The organism is Ruegeria sp. C10 (genome assembly GCF_056537805.1).
In genome coordinates, this window is sequence record NZ_JBQFSC010000005.1 from 122870 (window position 1) to 139267 (window position 16398).

The following is a 16398-nucleotide window of genomic DNA, read 5'->3' on the forward strand; positions in this document are numbered from 1 at the left end:
AGATGAAGATGGAATCCTGATGAAAACCGCTTTGTTGACCCATGCAGACTGTCTTGATCACGTAACTCCGCAGGGTCACCCGGAACGCGTAGCCCGGCTGGAGCATATCCTACATGCACTGGAAGATCTTGATCTGCAGCGCGTGACGGCTCCTTTAGCAGCTGATGACGATCTGTTGAGGGTGCACCCGCAGAGTCACATTAGCGATATTCTTGGCCATAGACCCTTGGATGGGTTCAAACAGATTGACGGAGACACGTTCATGTCGCCAGGCTCGGTCGATGCGGCCTATCGTGCGGCGGGTGCGGCGGTGCGGGCCGTTGATTTGGTTCTGGGCGGTGAAGCACCGAACGCGTTTTGCGCCATTCGTCCACCGGGACATCATGCCGAGACCGAAACGGCCATGGGATTCTGTCTGTTTGGCAATGCCGCGTTGGCTGCAAAGCACGCACTTGATCATCATGGGCTGAGCCGGGTAGCGGTTGTCGACTTCGACGTGCATCACGGCAATGGCACGCAAGACCTGCTTTGGGATGAGAAACGCGCTTTGGTGATCACCAGCCAGCAGATGCCCTTATGGCCCGGCTCGGGCCGCCCGGATGAGACCGGTGCTTATGAAACCGTTTTGAACATACCACTGGCTCCGGGCACGGGTGGGGCCGAGATGCGGGGAGCCTATGAGGCGCAAGCCTTTCCGCGTCTGCGGGCGTTTAGGCCGGAACTGATCATTATCTCCGCTGGGTTTGATGCGCATCAGGATGATCCGTTGGCCAATCTCAATTGGTCCACTGGCGATTTCGCCTGGATCACGGCGGAGCTGTGCAAGATTGCCGATGAAGTGTGTGATGGCCGTATCGTCTCGACTCTGGAAGGCGGTTATGATCTGAACGCATTGGCCGAGGCGACACGCGCCCATGTGGAAGAACTGATAAAGGCAGCACGATGACCGATACCCCAGTTGAACAGATGACGTTCGAACAAGCGATGAAAGAGCTTGAGGCCGTGGTTGGCCAGTTGGAACGTGGTGATGTGGCGCTGGATCAATCGATTGCGCTGTACGAACGTGGCGCCGCATTGAAGAAGCGCTGCGAGGATGAGTTGAAGCGTGCCGAGGAAAAAGTGGCCGCGATCACTCTGGACGCAGATGGCCAGCCAACCGGGACGACGCCTGTCGAAGGTCAGTAAATGTTTCGTGAAAAGCTGGCACAGGATGCCGCGCTGATTCAGAGCCATTTCGATCTGGTTCTGAGCGCGTTGGATGATCTGGATGTGACACGGGCCATGGCCTATGCCACCGAGGGCGGCAAGCGTCTGCGAGGGTTTCTGGTATTGGAAAGCGCGCGGTTGCTTGGCGTCGATACAGCTCGGGCAATCTGGCCAGCGACGGGTATCGAAGCGCTGCATGCATACTCTCTGGTCCATGACGACCTGCCTTGCATGGATGATGACGACCTGAGGCGTGGACGCCCGACGGTGCACGTGAAATGGAATGAGGGCACCGCCGTTCTGGCCGGGGATGCGTTGCAGACACTTGCGTTTGAGCTTTGCGCTCGACCAGAGGTTGGAAACGCTGAAATACGCGCTGAACTGGCTCTAACGCTGGCAAAAGCGAGCGGCGCACAGGGTATGGTTCTGGGTCAGGCGCTGGATATCGCCGCTGAGACGGCGGCGGAGCCGCTGACACTGGATGAGATTACACATCTGCAAGCGGGCAAGACCGGTGCGTTGATCGAATGGTCCGCCTGCGCGGGTGCGCGATTGGCGCAGGCCGATCCCACCCCCTTGCGCCAATATGCCCAGGCGCTTGGGCTTGCCTTTCAGATCGCGGATGACATTTTGGATGTCGAAGGAGATGCCGAAAAGGCCGGAAAGCGGCTGCAGAAAGACGCTGAGGCGGGCAAGGCGACCTTTGTCTCGCTACTGGGTTTGGACGCCGCCAGATCCCGTGCAATTGAGCTTGTGGAACAGGCTTGTGCTGCGCTGGACGAACATGGCTCCGCTGCAGAAACCTTGAAGCAGGCTGCCCGCTTCGTTATTGCCCGGGACAGCTAAGCCAGGAACGCCAAATGTCTGACCGCCCGAATACGCCCTTGTTGGACCTTGTGAGCCGCCCAGCGGATCTGAAGCAGTTTTCAGATGCGCAGTTGCATCAGGTCGCACATGAGTTGCGGGCCGAGACGATTTCAGCAGTGTCGGTGACCGGAGGGCATCTGGGCGCGGGTCTGGGTGTCGTCGAGCTGACCACGGCGTTGCACGCGGTATTCAACACGCCACGAGACAAGATCATCTGGGACGTAGGTCACCAGTGTTATCCGCACAAGATTCTGACAGAACGCCGGGACCGAATTCGCACCCTGCGCACAAAAGACGGCCTAAGCGGATTCACCAAGCGCAGTGAAAGCGCCTATGATCCATTCGGCGCTGCACATTCCAGTACCTCGATCAGTGCCGCGCTAGGCTTTGCTGTCGCGCGTGATCTGGGCGGCGTTACGCCTGAAGGGCTGGGCGATGCGATCGCTGTGATCGGCGATGGCTCTATGTCCGCCGGCATGGCCTTTGAGGCGATGAATAATGCAGGCCATCTGAAGAAACGCTTGATCGTAATTCTCAATGACAATGAGATGAGCATTGCACCGCCGGTGGGTGCCCTATCGAATTATCTATCGCGCATTTATGCCGAAGAACCGTTTCACGATCTGAAAGCTGCTGCCAAAGGTGCGGTGTCGTTGCTGCCGGAACCCTTCCGCGAAGGGGCAAAGCGCGCCAAGGATATGCTGAAGGGCATGGCCATGGGCGGGACGCTATTTGAAGAGCTCGGCTTTTCCTATCTCGGCCCCATCGACGGGCATGATCTGGACCAGTTGCTGCCGGTTCTGCGTGCGGTCAAGGCGAAGGCAAGCGGACCGATCCTGATCCATGTGCTGACCAAGAAAGGCAAGGGGTATGCCCCCGCCGAACAGGCCCGCGACAAGGGCCACGCGACCGCCAAGTTCGACGTGGTGACGGGCGAGCAGAAAAAGGCGCCCTCCAACGCGCCTTCCTATACCTCGGTCTTTGGCAAGACACTGGTCGATGAAGCAGCGCGGGATGACAAGATCGTCGCGGTTACAGCCGCGATGCCGGACGGGACCGGGCTGAACCTGTTTGCCGAGCGCTATCCGTCGCGCTGTTTCGACGTAGCGATTGCCGAACAGCATGGCGTGACCTTCTCGGCTGCGTTGGCCGCCGGGGGGATGAAGCCTTTCTGCGCGATGTATTCAACCTTCCTGCAGCGTGGCTATGATCAGGTTGTGCATGATGTGGCGATCCAACGCCTGCCGGTGCGATTTGCCATCGACCGTGCGGGTCTGGTTGGGGCAGACGGTGCGACCCATGCGGGGTCGTTTGATATTGCTTACATGGCCAACCTTCCGGGTATGGTTGTCATGGCGGCTGCAGATGAGGCCGAATTGATGCACATGGTCGCCACTGCGGTGGCACATGACGATGGCCCGATCGCTTTCCGGTATCCTCGCGGCGAAGGAGCGGGCGTTGATCTGCCCGAGCGCGGAGAAGTATTGGAGATCGGCAAGGGCCGGTTGATCAAGAAAGGTGCCCGGGTGGCGCTGCTGTCTTTCGGTACGCGGCTGGCCGAAGTGCAGAAAGCAGCAGAGGCGCTATCGGCGCGCGGGATCAAGCCCACCATCGCCGATGCACGCTTTGCCAAACCGCTGGATCGGGACCTGATCCTTGATCTGGCTGCCAATCACGAGGCACTGATCTCCATCGAGGAAGGGGCCATCGGCGGCTTTGGCAGCCATGTTGCGCAATTGCTTGCGGATGAGGGCGTGTTTGACGAAGGGTTGAAGTATCGCTCGATGGTGCTGCCGGATATCTTCATCGATCAGGCGAGCCCGGCGGATATGTACGCCGTCGCAGGAATGAACGCAGAACAGATCGAGGCAAAAGTGCTTTCGGTTCTTGGCGTTGCTACAATCGGTGAGAAACGCGCCTGATATTCGGGTGTTGCCGCCCCTGGATGCTGAAAAAATAAGCAGTTCAAAAATGATCTAGGTCAATTCCTTACACGCTGTGCTACGCTAACACCCGAGTCAGGCAGGCCAACCCCTGTCGATCACTCAAAGGTCGCGAGCGAATGAACAAGCTAGCCAGCCGACGCGCATTCCTGAAAGGGAAAGTGCTGCGCGAGGATACATCAGCCATCCACCCACCGGGTGCGGTGACCGAGTTTCTTGAGCTTTGCACTCAATGCGACGAATGCCGCGAGGCCTGCCCTGAAGATATCATCCGTTTCGACGCGCAAGGCTGGCCTGTTGTGCAATTGGACGCAGGCCCCTGCACTTTTTGCGGTGATTGCGCCAATGCTTGCCCGACCGGGGCGCTGAATCCTGAACACGTGGCTGATTGGCCTTGGCGCGCTGCGGTGTCGGCCTCTTGCCTGTCGATGAATGGTGTCAGCTGTCGGGTTTGTCAGGATGTGTGCGACCAAAACGCGATCCGCTTTCGGCTGCAAACCGGTGGTCGTGCTGAACCCCAACTCGACACCGATATTTGTACCGGCTGTGGCGCTTGTGCCAGCGCCTGTCCTGCCGGTTCTGTCAGCTTCGAACGCCACACCCCGCCCGCTCAGGAGGTAGCCTTATGAATATCTGTGGATGCCTCGTCCATGTAACCCCCGAAACCACGCAGAGTGCACAGGCCGCGATTGCAGGTACAAACGGGGCAGAAGTTCACGCGGCATCCGAGGATGGCCGCATTGTTGTTGTGGTCGAGGATACGCCGGAAAAAATGGCGTCCGAGACGATCATGGATCTGCACCAGATCCCGGGTGTGATCTCTCTGACCCTGACCTACCACCATTTCGAAGACCTCGCGGAGACCCGTCCGCACCTTAACGCTTCTCGCCAGATCTAAAGCCGGAGACCCATGTCATGACCATCTCTGAATCCCGCCGGACCTTCTTGAAATCAACCGCCGCCGCTGCGACAGCATCAGCCGCAGGACTTCCCCTTGCGACCGGACAAGCCAGCGCTCAGGTCGGCAACCCTGATATCCGTTGGGACAAAGCCGCCTGCCGGTTCTGCGGCACCGGATGCTCGGTTCTGGTTGGCACCAAAGACGGGCGCGTGGTCGCTACCCAAGGCGACCCGGATGCGCCGGTGAACCGCGGTCTGAACTGTATCAAGGGCTATTTCCTGTCCAAGATCATGTACGGCAAAGACCGCCTGACCACGCCGATGCTGCGCAAAACCAACGGCGAATATGACAAGAACGGTGAGTTCGAACCAGTCAGCTGGGACGAAGCCTTCGACGTCATGGCCGCCAAGTGGAAAGAGGCCCTTGCCAAGAAAGGCCCGACCAGCGTTGGCATGTTCGGTTCGGGCCAGTGGACCGTTTGGGAGGGCTACGCTGCTGCCAAGATGATGAAAGCCGGTTTCCGATCCAACAACATCGACCCCAACGCGCGCCATTGTATGGCCTCGGCGGTTGTCGGCTTCATGCGCACCTTCGGCATTGATGAACCAATGGGCTGCTATGACGATTTCGAGCACGCAGACACATTCGTGCTCTGGGGCTCGAACATGGCCGAGATGCACCCGATTCTGTGGTCACGCCTGACCGACACGCGTCTGACCAAACCGGGATCCGAAGTGCATGTACTGTCGACCTATGAACACCGCTCGTTCGAGTTGGCCGACAATGGAATGGTCTTTGCGCCGCAGACCGATCTGGCGATCCTGAACTATATCGCCAACTACATTATCCAGAACGGCGCGGTGAATGAAGAGTTCGTCAACAAACACGTCAACATCACCAAGACCGCCACCGATATTGGCTATGGACTGCGCGATAACAACCCGCTGCAGGAAGAGGCAGAGAATCCAAACTCTGGCAAGATGGAGCCGATCAGCTTCGAAGAATATGCCGAAGCGGTATCGGAATACACGCTGGAATACACATCGGAACTCTCCGGTGTTCCTGCCGCTCAGCTTGAGCGTCTGGCCCAGCAATATGCCGACCCCAACCGCAAAGTGATGAGCCTGTGGACCATGGGCTTCAACCAGCACACTCGCGGATCGTGGGTGAACTCGCTGATGTACAATGTGCACCTGCTGGTGGGTAAGATTTCCGAACCCGGAAACTCGCCCTTCTCGCTCACCGGTCAACCTTCGGCCTGTGGTACGGCACGTGAGGTCGGAACCTTCGCTCACCGTCTGCCAGCTGATATGGTTGTTGCAAACGACAAACACCGCGAGATTTGCGAGACCGCGTGGAAAATTCCTGCGGGCACCATCCCACCCAAACCCGGATTCCACGCCGTTTTGCAGCACCGCAAGCTGAAGGACGGCGATCTGAATGCCTATTGGGTGCAGTGCACCAACAACATGCAGGCCGCGCCCAATATCAACGAAGAAGGCTATCCCGGCTATCGCAACCCGGAGAACTTCATTGCCGTCTCCGATCCCTATCCTACTGTAACAGCCCTGTCGGCTGACCTGATCCTGCCTACCGCCATGTGGGTCGAGAAGGAAGGCGCCTATGGCAACGCCGAGCGTCGCACCCAATTCTGGCGGCAACAGGTCAAAGCTCCGGGCGAAGCGAAATCCGATCTGTGGCAGTTGATGGAATTCTCCAAACGCTTCACCGTTGAAGAGGTTTGGGGCGAGGAACTGCTGGCAACCATGCCAGAACATCGTGGTAAGACCATGTATGACGTGCTGTTCGCCAATGGCACGATCGACAAGTTCCCGCTGTCAGAGACCGCAGAGGGTTTCGACAACGACGAGTCCGAGCACTTTGGCTACTACGTGCAAAAGGGCCTGTTCGAGGAATATGCCGAGTTTGGGCGCGGCCACGCGCACGATCTGGCCCCATTCGAAACCTACCACCAGGCGCGTGGCCTGCGCTGGCCAGTCGTGGATGGCAAGGAAACACTGTACCGCTTCCGAGAAGGCTATGATCCGTATGTGCCTGAAGGCGAAGACGTGAAATTCTATGGCCATAAGGACGGCAAGGCCAAGATCATCTTCGCGCCATACGAACCCGCCCCCGAGGTACCGGATGAGGAATTCAACCTGTGGCTCTGCACCGGGCGTGTGCTGGAACATTGGCATTCAGGTTCGATGACCCGCCGCGTGCCCGAACTGCACCGCTCCTATCCCGCCGCCGTTGTCTACATGCACCCGGACGATGCGCGCGACCGCGGTCTGCGCCGCGGGCAGGAGATCGTTCTTTCCACCCGCCGCGGCGAAGTTAACAGCCGGGTCGAAACCCGAGGCCGGAACAAAGTGCCGCGTGGCCTGGTGTTCATGCCATGGTTCGACGAAGGCCAGTTGACAAACAAGCTGACTTTGGACGCGACCTGCCCGCTCTCGAAAGAGACCGACTTCAAGAAATGCGCCTGTAAGGTCGAGCGCGCGTAAAAGGCTGGCAAGGCAAAGGTCGTCCCCATGTTTCGTGTTGGCACACCCCTTTCGCCGCAGCGGCGCCGGTTCCTGCAGGACTCGGCGCGCGCAGCGGGTGGTTGCGTAGCAGCCGGGTCCTTGCTGGCCTGGCTGGCGCGGGACGCACGGGCGTTGCCGGCCGAGGCGTTGCGCCCCCCCGGTGCTTTGCCGGAAAAAGACTTTCTGTCAGCCTGCATCCGCTGTGGTCTGTGCGTGCGAGAGTGTCCCTATGACACGCTGAAACTGGCCGAGCTGGGTGTCGATGCGGTGGCCACCGGCACGCCGTATTTCACCGCCCGTGATATCCCTTGCGAAATGTGTGACGACATCCCCTGTGTCGCTGCCTGCCCGACCGGGGCGCTGGACCCCGGCCTGGACAATATCGACGACGCCAAGATGGGTGTCGCCGTTCTGGTCGATCAGGAAAACTGCCTGAACTTCTTCGGCCTGCGCTGCGATGTCTGTTACCGCGTCTGCCCCGTTATCGACGAGGCCATTACGCTGGAGACCGAACACAACGCCCGCTCGGGCAGTCATGCAATCTTCATTCCAACCGTTCACGCCGATCATTGCACCGGCTGCGGCGTTTGCGAGAAAAGCTGCGTTCTGCCCGAAGCGGCGATCAAGGTGCTGCCCGCCCGATTGGCTCGGGGCAGCAGCGCCGATCACTACCGCAAGGGCTGGGAAGAGAAAGAAGCCAAAGGCGCGCCCGTCGTCGAAGGTATCATCGATTTGCCTGATCGCCTGCCGGGACCGGGCACCGATAACCTTGTCGCACCGGGCGGGTTTGAGCCCAGCTTCAAATTGCCGGAGGTCACTCAATGACCGTCCGCACAAACATGCCGCTGGGGCATGAAGCTATCGCCGCCAAAGGTTGGCTGAGTGCCCATAAATACCTGCTGCTGCGCCGCGCCAGCCAAGTGTTCTTCCTGGTACTGTTCCTGTTGGGCCCGTGGTTCGGCCTCTGGATCGTGCAGGGCACTCTGGCCGGGTCGCTGACCCTAGGCGTACTGCCCCTGACCGATCCGTTTGTCTTTCTGCAAAGTCTGATCGCAGGGCACTGGCCCGAGCTGACCGCCGCCATTGGTGCCGTCATCGTTCTGGCGACCTACGCGTTGGTCGGAGGCCGCGTCTATTGCTCGTGGGTCTGCCCGATCAACCCTGTAACCGACGGCGCGCACTGGCTGCACCGCAAGCTGGGCCTGCAAAAAGGCTGGCAGCCCAAACGCGGAACGCGGCTGTGGATCATGGCCACCGTGCTGGTCGTGTCCGGCCTGACCGGCGCAATTGCATGGGAACTGGTCAACCCGATCACCATGCTGCATCGCGGACTGATCTTTGGCATGGGCTTCGTCTGGGCGATGGTCGCCGCGATCTTCCTGTTTGACTTGCTTGTCTCGCGCCATGGATGGTGCGGCCATGTCTGCCCCGTAGGCGCATTCTACGGACTGGTGGGCAGCAAGGCGATGCTGCGGGTCAGCGCCGCCAATCGCAACGCCTGTGACGATTGCATGGACTGCTACGCGGTTTGCCCGGAAAACCATGTGATCTCTCCGGCGCTGAAAGGCAAAGACAACCCGCTGATCCTGTCGCCCGACTGCACCAATTGCGGTCGCTGCATCGATGTCTGCGCTGAAGACGTTTTCAAATTCACCCATCGGTTCGACGCCCTGACCGTCGCGCCACCGGAATCAACCGCCGCGCCCCAGCCGCGCGCCTCAAGACCTTTTTGAAGGAGTGAGAAGATGAAAAAGCCGATCCTAGTGGGCCTTGCCCTGATCCCGCCGCTGCTCCTCGGTGGCCTGGCCCTCGCGCAGTCTGCCGGAGTTAACAGCCTACGCGGTGCCGAAGTCGATGAACCCGCCGTCCTGGATCAGGTGCATCGGACAGTCGAAGGCCGTATGCAGCGCAATTATCGCCAGCAGCCGCCGCTGATCCCACATTCGATCGAACAGTACCAGATCGACCTGCGTACCAATCAGTGCCTCTCCTGCCATGACTGGACCAAGGCTGGTGAACGCAACGCTCCGACGTTGTCGATGACTCACTATCTGGACCGCGAAGGGCGAGAGTTGGATCAGATCGCCGGCACACGGTATTTCTGCAATCAGTGCCACGTACCACAGGCCGATGCGCTGCCTCTGGTCGATAACACTTTTGAACCTTCCTCCGGAAATTGAACACAGGTCGAAAAGGAGAGCGCGACATGTCCGACTCCCAAGAAAAACAAGGACTCATCCGGCGCCTCTGGACCTGGTTCTGGAGCCCGATCGCCGTCCTCAGCGTCGGCTTTACACTACTGGCCGGGTTTTTGGCAGGCATCCTGTTCTGGGGTGGGTTCCACTGGGCACTGGAATTGACCAACACGGAAGAGTTCTGCGTATCCTGCCACACGATGGAAACCAATCTGGGCGAATATCGGGAAACGGTCCATTACAATAACGATTCCGGCGTGCGGGCCATCTGTTCCGATTGCCACGTCCCGGACGAGTGGAACCACAAGATCAAAGCCAAGATCATGGCCGTGAAGGACGTCTACCACGAACTGGCAGGCACCATCAGCACGAAAGAGAAGTATGAGGACCATCGTCTTTCCATGGCGTCGGCCGTATGGAAGAAGATGAAGGAATCCGACAGCCGCGAATGCCGCAACTGCCACAACTTTGACTATATGGACTTCACCCTTCAGGAAACCCGCGCAGCCAGCGAACACCAGCGCGCAATCGACACCGGCATGACCTGCATCGATTGCCACCAGGGCATCGCACACAGTCTCCCACCCAACTATTTGGAAACGTATGAGAAGATTGCGAAAGAGGTAGATGGTGAGGTTCTGCAGGAACACGCTGCAGCATCAGGGGACGACATCCGCGCGTTCCTGAACAAAAGCTCGGAACAAGGTGGGGACTGAGATGTTAGAGATACTTGGAACCATCGGCGGTAACGTACTGGGTCTGCCCGGCATTCTGGGTCTGGCACTGGGAATGATGACGCGCCAATACTGGTTGGGCGCACTGATGGGTGGATTGGTTGGCCTGATCGCGCCTCTGCTCTTTGCGGGTTGGCAGATTTCCCACGTTGGAACGATAGCGCTGCTGATCGCAATTATCGTTGGTCTCTGCGCCGGAAGTCTGGGCACCGCCATTCGCCGCAAGGGCGCAACCGTCTGAAGTGGTTGGTCGGGCCCGGCGGCAATTCCGGGGTCACCGCCCCCAGTTTTCCGCCGGATCGCTTTCCGCATAGTCCCGCAAACGCGCGATATCCGAGATTTCGGCGTGGTTGCGGTTGATCTTCACACCCACCGCCTTGAGCCGCGAAAACGCCCGGCTCAGGCTTTCCGGCTTCATCCCCAGACGGCCTGCGATGAGCATCTTGTCGTAGGGCAGCAAAACCTCGCATCCGCCTTTGTCGCTGTCGCAGAGATTCAACAAAAACTCGGCCACGCGTTGCGCTCCGGTCTGAGCCTTGAGTTGCTCTAGCTGCGCCACCAATGAGTGAAGATGGGTAAAGGTCGCGGCCAGAATAGAAATACCGATCTCAGGGTCCTCTCTCATCAATGAGATCAGGATCGGACTGGGGATATGCATGACATCACAGGCCGATACGGCCTCGGCGGATACAGGATAGGGAACGTTACGCAGAGCTACGGCCTCACCAAAGCTGTCACCACGTTTGAAGACGCTCACGACGGCTTCGGCCCCGGTGGGGGTCATGCGGAACAGCTTGACCCAACCCTCAAGCACGACGTGGATGGCCTGCGCTTTTTCCTCCTGCAGGAATATTGTCTCACCACGGTCATACTGACGCCAGATCGCGTGGCTCAGCAGTGTTTCCACATGCTGTTCCGGTAAACTGCGCAGCAGCAGCGACTGACGTGCGATCGCTTTTTGTGCTTCGTGAGACAAGAGAATACCCCTGTTATTTCCTGCCGGCGCATGGGCGCGGTCGGTCCATCCCTGTTCCACGCTATGCCAGAGCCGGCAGTTGTGCACCATAGTTTTATGTTGCCTAAACTTGACTATTGTCATGTTGCGGCTTGGTTCGCTGCCCTATTCTCGGCTCAAAGCCAGTATTCCGGGGAGCACGTAACATGGACTACGAGCGTTATTTCAGTCAAAGCCTCAGTGACCTTCGGGATGAAGGGAACTATCGTGTTTTCATAGACTTGCAACGTCGCTGTGGTTCTTTCCCGAACGCGTGTCAGACGGATGGATCTGTCCAGCGAAATGTGCGGATCTGGTGTTCGAATGACTATCTTGGCATGGGTCAGCACCCATCAGTTATCGATGCAATGCATGACGCATTGGATCGCTGTGGCGCGGGGGCCGGGGGCACGCGAAACATATCAGGCACCACTCACGACCACGTGCTGCTTGAGGCCGAACTGGCCGATCTGCATGGAAAGGAAGCCGCGCTTCTGTTTACTTCCGGGTATGTTTCGAATTGGGCAGCCCTTGGCACTCTCGCCGCGAAAATCCCCGGCCTGATCGTATTCTCTGATGCACTGAACCATGCCTCGATGATCGAAGGCATCCGCCACTCGCGGGCGCAGAAGGTGATCTGGAAACACAACGATTTGGATGACCTTGAAGCCAAACTGGCCGCAGCTGATCCCGATGCGCCGAAGATGATCGCGTTCGAGTCGGTCTATTCGATGGATGGTGACATCGCCCCCATCAAAGAGATTTGCGATCTCGCCGACAAATACGGCGCGATGACCTATCTGGATGAGGTTCATGCCGTTGGCCTCTATGGGCCACGCGGCGGTGGTATCGCTGAACGAGAAGGCCTTATGGATCGCCTGACGGTGATCGAAGGCACGCTTGGGAAAGCGTTCGGTGTGGTGGGCGGGTATATTGCTGCCTCGGCTGCGCTGTGCGATTTCGTGCGCAGCTTCGCCAGCGGGTTTATTTTTACCACCGCCCTGCCACCATCGATCGCGGCCGGGGCCGCGGCCTCGATCCGGCATTTGAAACAATCGAATGCTGAACGCGACCTGCAGAAAGCCCGTGTAGCTCAGGTTCGGGCCCGTTTGGATGCGGAAGGTATTCCTCATATTCCTAACCCCAGCCACATCATCCCGGTGATGGTTGGCGATCCGGTGAAGTGCAAGTTCATCTCGGACACGCTGCTGGAAGAGTTCGGCATCTACATTCAGCCGATCAATTATCCCACCGTACCAAAAGGGACCGAGCGTCTGCGGATCACGCCGTCTCCGGTACATACGGATGAGGATATCGAGCATCTGGTTGGCGCGCTGTCCACACTCTGGCAACGCTGTCAGATTGCGCGCATGCCGATGGCAGCCCAGTAACCAAGAAGCGCCCCCTAGCGTAATACTTCGCCGTCTCCCCGGAGGCGGCGTTTTATGAGTCAGATCAGGTAGAGGGCGAAGACAATGATGGCAAAGCCCGTCAGCACCATGGTGAAACCTCGCAGCCAGGTCGGGCTGTTTACGAGATCAAGATAACAAGCCAGGATAACGCGACATTTCGCCAGTGCGAGGACCAGAATACACCCCGCCAGAACGGCTGGCGGGATGGGCAGCACAGTCAGCACTGCTGATGCGACGCTGAGCACCAAAAGGGTCAGCCATGCACGTGTGAGCGAACTATGGAGCGCCCTTTGCCAGTATTTGGGAAAAGATGGTGCTGCAGGCATCGGAATTATCCCAGCAGGTAGATCACGGGGAAAAGCATGATCCAGACCAGATCGACCATGTGCCAGAACTGCGCACCTGCCTCAATGTTGCGTGGATCGTCACGCCAGGCGACCAACAGCAGGATACCGACCCCTGCCAACACATGTGCAGCGTGAAACCCGGTCAGCAGATAATAGAACAGGAAAAATGGGTGGGTCTCATAGGTGATCCCCTGTGCAGCTTTGCCCGCGTATTCCGCACCTTTGATGATCAGGAACATGACACCCAGCACGGCGGCAGTGATCAAGGCCATTCGAGCCACGCCCCGGCGCGCGATTTTTCGCCACTGCAGCGCCTGCGCCGCCAGATAGCCCGAGGTGACCAGCACCACCGTGTTGAGCGCCGCCCCTGTCCGGTAAAGGTGCGATTGAGCCTCGGCAAATCCTGTCGGGTCGGTCAGCCGAACGCCCATGAAGGCAATCAGGCCCGCGCCGAAAACCAGCAATTCCGAGATGATCAGAACCCACATCAGCAGCTCGCCCGGAAGCTCATCGATCAAAGAGGCGTCGCTCATGCTCCAACCAGTTGGCGGTAGATCTGAGGCAGGGCCATGATCAGCCGGTGCGGGTCGGGGATGACGGCGAAGCCGCCTTGACCGAACATGCGCGGGAACCAGCTTTTGCCGGTTTTGTCGATGGTAACGCCAAAGACCGATTGCCCTGCCCGACGCGCCTCGCGCACGGCCATGCAGGTGTCTTCGATACCGTGGCGACCCTCGTAATGGTCCAGGTCGTTGGGTTTGCCGTCAGTGATGATCAATAGCAACCGGCGTTTGCGCGATTGGCTGGCCAGATCGGCGGAACAATGGCGGATTGCGGCGCCGAGGCGGGTATAGTGGCCGGGACGCAGCGAGGCTATGCGCTGTTCAACCAAACTACCCATAGGCTCATCGAAGCGTTTACAGCGCTGCACGTAAACCCGCTGGCGTTTCAGCGAGCTGAAGGCGTGGATGGCGAAATCGTCGCCGCAGGCGTTCAGACCCCAGGCGAGTGCCGCAAGAGCCTCGCGTTCAATGTCGATTACGGCGCGGCCTGTGACGGCGCTTTCGGTCGAGCGGCTGACATCCAGCAGGATAGATACCGCCAGATCGCGCGCCTCGGGGCGCGATTGCATCCAAATGCGTTCGGTGCCTTCGCCATTTGCACAACGGTCTACCTGCGCCCGAACGGCTGCCTCGATATCCAATTGGTCACCATCCAGATGACCGCGCGTCATCACGCGGCCCGGGCGCAGCGCCTCGAACTGGCGTTTCACGGCGCGGATGCGGCGGGCAGTGGCGGGGTCTTTGCCGAACTCGGCGGCATCTTCGCGAATCTCGGCATCCGAGGTCAGAACGTTGACATGATCGGGCAAGTATTGGCCGATGCGCACGTCCCATTCGGGATACAAAACCCGTCCCGACAGGCGTTCGCGGTTCACGTCCTCCGGAGCGAGGTCCAGATGAAGTTTCAGTTTGGTCGGCGGCGCCTTCGAGATCTGACCCAAGCCAATCTCTTCCTGATCATCGGCGGCTTTCTTGGCGTTATCAGGATCGTCATCGTCGATGCGCCGGTTGATGTTCAGGAACTCAGCCCAACTGAGGATCGCTTCGAACTTGTGCAGGATGAAACTGTCGCTGCGGTTGGCCTGATCCGATTTGCGGCGGCGGGCACGGTGGGTTTTTTCGCCGGATTCCTCAGGTGGTCCTTCGGTTTCGGGGTTCTCCACTTCGTTATGTTCGGAGAACCCGACCGGGCGCAACTCGGGCCACAGCGGGACAGGCCGGAAATGCTGATAGCCGCGCGGGGCGGTGAGGTCGTCATCCAACGCTAGAAGATGTTCAGCCTTTGGCGACAAAGGCGCGGGGTCGCCCAGCATGTGGCGGACCAGTTCTTCAACCGCTGCCTCGACGGGTGGCAGCCCGGGAATGTCGCGTTGATACAGCACGCCCTTACACAGTTCCGCATATAGCGGGCGCAGGCCGGGGGCGTTGTGCAACGCCGCCTCGACCATCTGTCGGGCGGCAACAAGCGCATGCAGGTCGGCGCGCAACGGGTCGTCTTCGTCGATACGAGTTCCGGCATGTGCAGCGGCGGCGGCCAGCCAGACATAAAGCGCACCGTTGGCTTCACGCGCGGGAAACACCGCCAGCCGATCCGGCAAACGCAGAACTTCGCCATCGAACGACGCACGCGGCATCATCTCGGCCTCGGTTGCCAGACGACGACGCCACCCCAGACGGTGGCGCGAAATCTCGGGCGAGACCGGGCGCAATTCTACGCCCGGACTACCCCCAAGTCCTCGAAAGAGGACTGCCAGCCGCCCTGCGACCTCTGAGAGGTCGACCGCGGCTCCATCATGCACTTCAGGTGCATCAAGGCGACTGGCAAGGGTGTGCCACAGTTTCCCGATCGTTTCTTCGGGTTCCCATGGCTCAAAATCGATCCTGACCATCGGCCGGCCTCACCCAAAGACAGCCGTGACAAGATCGAGGAGCCCGCGTTTGATATCCTCATCATCAGTCAGAGGTTCGATCATTGCGGCGAGGATGGCGCGGTCGGTGGACATGCCCTGTGCGATCAGCGTCGCGGCATAAACGACCAGCCGGGTGGACACGCCTTCCTCAAGGTCCTGACCCTTAAGCCCGCGCAACTTACCTGCAAGGCGTACCAGCGGTTTACAGCGTTCAAGCGGCAGACCGCTTTCTTGCGCGACGACTTCGGCCTCCATCTCGGGCGAAGGAAAGTCGAACTCCAGCGAGATGAACCGCTGCCTGGTCGAGGGTTTCAGGGTTTTCAGGATATTCTGGTATCCGGGGTTGTACGAGGCCACCAGCATGAAGCCGGGCGCGGCCTCAAGCTCTTCGCCGGTGCGGTCGATCGGCAGGATGCGCCGGTCATCGGTCAGCGGGTGCAGCACAACGGTGACGTCCTTGCGGGCTTCGACCACCTCATCAAGGTAGCAGATCGCGCCTTCGCGCACCGCACGAGTCAGAGGGCCATCAACCCAGACGGTTTCGCCGCCCTTCAACAGGTAGCGACCGATCAGGTCGGCGGCGGCGAGGTCATCGTGGCAGGCCACGGTGTAAAGCGGGCGGCCAAGCTTGGCGGCCATATGGGCCACAAAGCGGGTCTTACCGCAACCTGTTGGACCTTTCAGCAAAACCGGCAGGTCGTTGTTGTAGGCGGCGGTGAACACATCGCATTCATCGCTTTGGGCGAGGTAGAAGGGGGCGTTCGCCGCCCCCTCATTCAGTTTCATGGAGCCATCCAT

18 protein-coding genes are annotated in these 16398 nt (G+C 59.3%); 13 read left to right on the forward strand and 5 right to left on the reverse strand.

All coding sequences use genetic code 11. The annotated features are described in order from the left end of the window. The first annotated feature begins 19 nt into the window (after positions 1-19). The 12 genes from ACR0DE_RS18960 (at position 20) to ACR0DE_RS19015 (ending at position 10615) form a co-directional block, all read left to right on the forward strand. Complete coding sequence (locus tag ACR0DE_RS18960) at positions 20-946, forward strand: histone deacetylase family protein (protein WP_480754786.1); 927 nt, start codon at positions 20-22, stop codon at positions 944-946. Continuing rightward, positions 943-1185, forward strand: coding sequence for an exodeoxyribonuclease VII small subunit (locus ACR0DE_RS18965; protein WP_010443127.1), 243 nt, complete (start codon positions 943-945; stop codon positions 1183-1185). Before ACR0DE_RS18960 ends, ACR0DE_RS18965 begins: the two co-directional genes overlap by 4 nt. Then, positions 1186-2052, forward strand: a complete 867-nt coding sequence (locus ACR0DE_RS18970) for a polyprenyl synthetase family protein (protein ID WP_480754788.1) — start codon at positions 1186-1188, stop codon at positions 2050-2052. A gap of 14 nt (positions 2053-2066) precedes the next feature. Continuing rightward, complete coding sequence (dxs, locus tag ACR0DE_RS18975; RefSeq protein ID WP_480754790.1) at positions 2067-3995, forward strand: 1-deoxy-D-xylulose-5-phosphate synthase; 1929 nt, start codon at positions 2067-2069, stop codon at positions 3993-3995. Between the two features lie 140 nt (positions 3996-4135). Further along, a complete protein-coding gene (napF, locus tag ACR0DE_RS18980) occupies positions 4136-4645 on the forward strand; it encodes a ferredoxin-type protein NapF (protein ID WP_170566668.1) in 510 nt (169 codons plus the stop codon). Then, on the forward strand, positions 4642-4914 hold the full coding sequence (locus ACR0DE_RS18985; RefSeq protein WP_170425561.1) for a chaperone NapD: 273 nt from the start codon (positions 4642-4644) through the stop codon (positions 4912-4914). The genes napF and ACR0DE_RS18985 overlap by 4 nt, the downstream gene beginning before the upstream one ends. Before the next feature lie 17 nt (positions 4915-4931). After that, positions 4932-7424 carry a nitrate reductase catalytic subunit NapA gene (gene napA, locus ACR0DE_RS18990; protein WP_170398190.1) on the forward strand — a complete coding sequence of 831 codons (2493 nt, stop codon included), beginning with the start codon at positions 4932-4934 and terminating at the stop codon, positions 7422-7424. Between the two features lie 27 nt (positions 7425-7451). Further along, complete coding sequence (gene napG / locus ACR0DE_RS18995) at positions 7452-8270, forward strand: ferredoxin-type protein NapG (RefSeq protein WP_480754793.1); 819 nt, start codon at positions 7452-7454, stop codon at positions 8268-8270. Next, entirely contained in the window at positions 8267-9178 is a 912-nt protein-coding gene (gene napH / locus ACR0DE_RS19000; RefSeq protein WP_480754795.1) for a quinol dehydrogenase ferredoxin subunit NapH, read from the forward strand. The genes napG and napH overlap by 4 nt, the downstream gene beginning before the upstream one ends. A 12-nt stretch (positions 9179-9190) precedes the next feature. Continuing rightward, entirely contained in the window at positions 9191-9625 is a 435-nt protein-coding gene (locus tag ACR0DE_RS19005) for a nitrate reductase cytochrome c-type subunit (RefSeq protein ID WP_170398181.1), read from the forward strand. Positions 9626-9651: 26 nt separating this feature from the next. Next, positions 9652-10356 carry a NapC/NirT family cytochrome c gene (locus ACR0DE_RS19010; protein ID WP_170398176.1) on the forward strand — a complete coding sequence of 235 codons (705 nt, stop codon included), beginning with the start codon at positions 9652-9654 and terminating at the stop codon, positions 10354-10356. 1 nt (position 10357) lies between these two features. Further along, on the forward strand, positions 10358-10615 hold the full coding sequence (locus ACR0DE_RS19015; protein ID WP_170408114.1) for a hypothetical protein: 258 nt from the start codon (positions 10358-10360) through the stop codon (positions 10613-10615). Between the two features lie 33 nt (positions 10616-10648). On the opposite strand, the gene ACR0DE_RS19020 is transcribed toward ACR0DE_RS19015, so the two are convergent. Further along, positions 10649-11350: a Crp/Fnr family transcriptional regulator gene (locus ACR0DE_RS19020; RefSeq protein WP_170648312.1), complete on the reverse strand. Its 702-nt coding sequence runs from the start codon at positions 11348-11350 to the stop codon at positions 10649-10651. 185 nt (positions 11351-11535) lie between these two features. Here ACR0DE_RS19020 and hemA point away from each other — a divergent pair, with 185 nt between their 5' ends. After that, positions 11536-12759: a 5-aminolevulinate synthase gene (gene hemA / locus ACR0DE_RS19025; RefSeq protein WP_480754797.1), complete on the forward strand. Its 1224-nt coding sequence runs from the start codon at positions 11536-11538 to the stop codon at positions 12757-12759. 59 nt (positions 12760-12818) lie between these two features. Here hemA and ACR0DE_RS19030 read toward each other — a convergent pair whose 3' ends face one another. From ACR0DE_RS19030 to ACR0DE_RS19045, 4 genes are read right to left on the reverse strand one after another with little or no spacing between them, the layout of a single operon-like run. Then, positions 12819-13106 carry a cytochrome C oxidase subunit IV family protein gene (locus ACR0DE_RS19030; protein WP_480754799.1) on the reverse strand — a complete coding sequence of 96 codons (288 nt, stop codon included), beginning with the start codon at positions 13104-13106 and terminating at the stop codon, positions 12819-12821. A 5-nt stretch (positions 13107-13111) separates the two neighbouring features. Further along, complete coding sequence (locus ACR0DE_RS19035) at positions 13112-13660, reverse strand: cytochrome c oxidase subunit 3 (RefSeq protein WP_480754801.1); 549 nt, start codon at positions 13658-13660, stop codon at positions 13112-13114. After that, complete coding sequence (locus tag ACR0DE_RS19040) at positions 13657-15579, reverse strand: nitric oxide reductase activation protein NorD (protein WP_480754804.1); 1923 nt, start codon at positions 15577-15579, stop codon at positions 13657-13659. Before ACR0DE_RS19040 ends, ACR0DE_RS19035 begins: the two co-directional genes overlap by 4 nt. Positions 15580-15588: 9 nt before the next feature. Continuing rightward, positions 15589-16398 (reverse strand): CbbQ/NirQ/NorQ/GpvN family protein, encoded by an 810-nt coding sequence (locus ACR0DE_RS19045; protein ID WP_170398158.1) that lies wholly within the window; start codon positions 16396-16398, stop codon positions 15589-15591.